Source organism: Muriicola sp., from assembly GCF_041567615.1.
Lineage (GTDB): Bacteria > Bacteroidota > Bacteroidia > Flavobacteriales > Flavobacteriaceae > Muriicola.
The window spans coordinates 1-2,905 of sequence record NZ_JBFGBM010000246.1; the positions used below are offsets into that span (position 1 = coordinate 1).

Annotated in this window: 2 protein-coding genes; both read right to left on the reverse strand. The window is 50.8% G+C overall.

What is annotated here, in order from left to right; genetic code table 11:
- A partial coding sequence (locus ABYP73_RS12580; protein ID WP_372974562.1) for a hypothetical protein occupies positions 1–584 on the reverse strand: 584 nt, incomplete at its 3' end.
- A 3-nt stretch (positions 585–587) separates the two neighbouring features.
- Positions 588–2,905 (reverse strand): TonB-dependent receptor plug domain-containing protein (locus tag ABYP73_RS12585; protein ID WP_372974563.1); only part of this gene is annotated, 2,318 nt, incomplete at its 5' end.

The window sequence follows — 2,905 nt, forward strand, 5'->3', positions numbered from 1 at the left end:
AGGTCGGTGGTATTCCTGCCTGATTTCTTGTTGATCTCCTTTTCGTACTTCCAGAGCAGTTTCCCGGTCCTTCCATCACTGACCTTGATACCGATACGACCGTAATTGGCATCGCCCAGCAGGTAGTCGATAAAACTGAAATCAGATGGGATACCTTCGGAAAGCAGTATATTCAGATCCATATTTCCGCTTACTATTCCGTCTACATTCAGGATCTCACTGAGCTGTTTGATCGTGTAGGTGTCTATATTGGAATAGGTGATGTCATTCTGTGAGAGGATGGCATTGGTGTTTTCGGTATTCTGAAAATCCACGGAGAACTTCTTCCTTTTCTTCCCCCTCCCGAAATAGGTTTCCAGCGCGTCCTGTACGGCATATCCCTCCCTTTCTTCCAGTTTTTTAAGGTCTGTTCCATTCACGTTTTCCTTGAGCTCGAGATTGGTAAAAAAAGGGATGATAGCCAGAATTTTGTGGTCAGAGCTCAGATCCTCAAACCTGGCACTCTCATAAATATTCTTTTGTCCGCAGAGGAGGAACCCCTGAAACAGTAAGGAGACGAGTAAGAGCCTTTTTAAAATATCCATACTTTAAAACCGCATTCTAAGTTTAACATTCAGGATCCTGGAGGTCATAAAGTTGGGCACGGCAAATTCATTTTTGCTGTCCACATCCCTGACCCAGGTATTGGTGATGGAATTCTGGTTGTTGAACAGGTTAAAGATCTCCAGACCAACCTGTAACTCTTTGCAATTCTTCAGCCAATGTCCCTCCCTGAGGGAGGTGTTTTCGTCTACAAAAATATGAGAAATTCCCAAATCGGCCCGTTTGTAATCCCTCAGCCTGTTTTGGAAAACATAAGGATCTGCATAACTGGGCGACCCACCGGGAACACCTGTGCTGTAAACCAGGTTGAGGTACATCCTCAGTTGGGGGAGGTCGGGCACGTAATCCTGCCATAGAAGGGCTGCTTTGAATCGCTGGTCTGTCGGTCTCGAGATATCACCCCTGTCATCCCAGTTCTCCATGGTTTTCAAATACCCCAGACTGATCCATGACTCCGTCCCCGGTATGAATGCCCCGTACAGCCGAAGGTCTGCCCCATAGGCGTAGGCCTCGGCATCGTTATTGGCCACATAGCGGATGCGTACGTCTTCAAGGGTGTAGGTATTCACATCCCACAGGTCCTTGTAATAGACCTCTGTCTGCAGGTTAAAGGGCCGTCCCCAGATCCTGAAACTGTGCTCGGCTCCCAGAAGGAGGTGAGCCGACTTCTGTGCTTTCACGTCCGAAACGATAGTTCCTTCCGAATTCCTCAATTCCCGGTAAAATGGGGGTTGCTGGTAGATCCCGGAGGATAGTTTGAAAATGACGTCCTTCTCCCAATCCGGTCTGAAGGAGAATTGAGCACGTGGACTCATTGCTGTCTGTGCCCTCCTTTCAACGTCCTGTCCCTGCAGGACCCAGTAATGAGATCTGACCCCTAAAGAATAGTTGAGGCTGTGCTTTCCCACCATCAGCCGGTCTGTATATTCGATAAAACCCTGTATTCGGCTGGTCTGGGTAAAGTTGCGGGCGCTGACCGCGGTATAGGCCACCAGGGGAGCCATAAAGGGTTCTTCCGGTTGATTGTTGATGAATTCCTCCCTGGGGGGCCTTATGAAAAAACCTGCCGAATCAATAAATTCTGATTCCCTGATCTGGTCCCTCACGTCCTCGTAGGTGTATTTCAATCCCCAGGAAAGCCGGCCGCTGCCATTGCGCAGATTGCCCCGGTGGGCCCAGGTAAGGATGAGGGCGTCCAGATCATTGCGAGCGCGGTTATACTGGGAGCCTATTCCCCTGGAGGAAGTAATTTCCCCCAGCGAATTGCTGCCCAGGTTGGTCTCTATTTCTCCAAGTTCGTACTGGGCGACCACATCCGAATACTCTTCTTCCAGAGAATGGTTGATGGCCGCGTAGAAACTCAGAGACAGGGACTCGTCAGGGAAGAGGTCGGCCTTGATCGCACCCATCCCTGAGGAAAAGGAATTCTCTTCCCTTCCCAGGTAAAACACCTGCAGGGCCCGCGGATTGGCCAGGGTCCCGAAATTCGTCTGCCTGGAAACGGGTTGGTTCCTGTACCTGTTCAGGCCGAGATACCCTAGGAAATTCAGGTGAAACCGAGAAGAGAACCTGTAGGTGAGTACGCCCTGCAGGTCCGTGAAAAGGGGGTTAAAAGTAGACCTTGTCTGCTGACTGTTCACGAGCAGGCTGTTATCCCTGTAACGGAATCCCATCAGGGCGCTGAACTTCCTGTCCTCAGATCGGGTTTCCAGGGTAGTGCCAAAGCCGAGAAGGCTGGCCTCAGCCTGAAGGGCAAATCGGGTGGGCGTCTTGTAGGTGATGTCCAGGACAGAGGACAATTTATCCCCGTACCGCGCCTGGAAGCCTCCGGGAGAAAAATAAAGCCTCTCCACCATACTGGGGTTGACATAGCTAAAGCCCTCTTGCTGGCCGGATCGCAGCAGTTGTGGCCTGTACACCTCAATCCCGTTGACATAAACCAGGTTTTCATCATAATTTCCGCCCCGGACGCCGTACTGGGTACTGAGTTCATTATTGGCAAAAACCCCGGGTAAAAGCTTCAATAGATTTTCAACCCCTGCATTTGCTCCGGGGATCTGCTGCACCACTTCCGGGGAGAGGTTGGTGATTCCGAAAATGGCCCTGGTGTCCCTGGCTGTGACCTCCACACTGTCTATTTGAATGGCGTCTGTTTTCATTACCGGGTTAAAAGCGAAAACCTGGTTGGAGGTCAGGATCAGGTCCCTGAGTTCGATTCGCTCATGGCCGAGATGGGTAAAGACGAGGGTCAGGATCACTTCTGATTCGACCTCGAGGAGGTAGAATCCGTTGAGATCCGTGG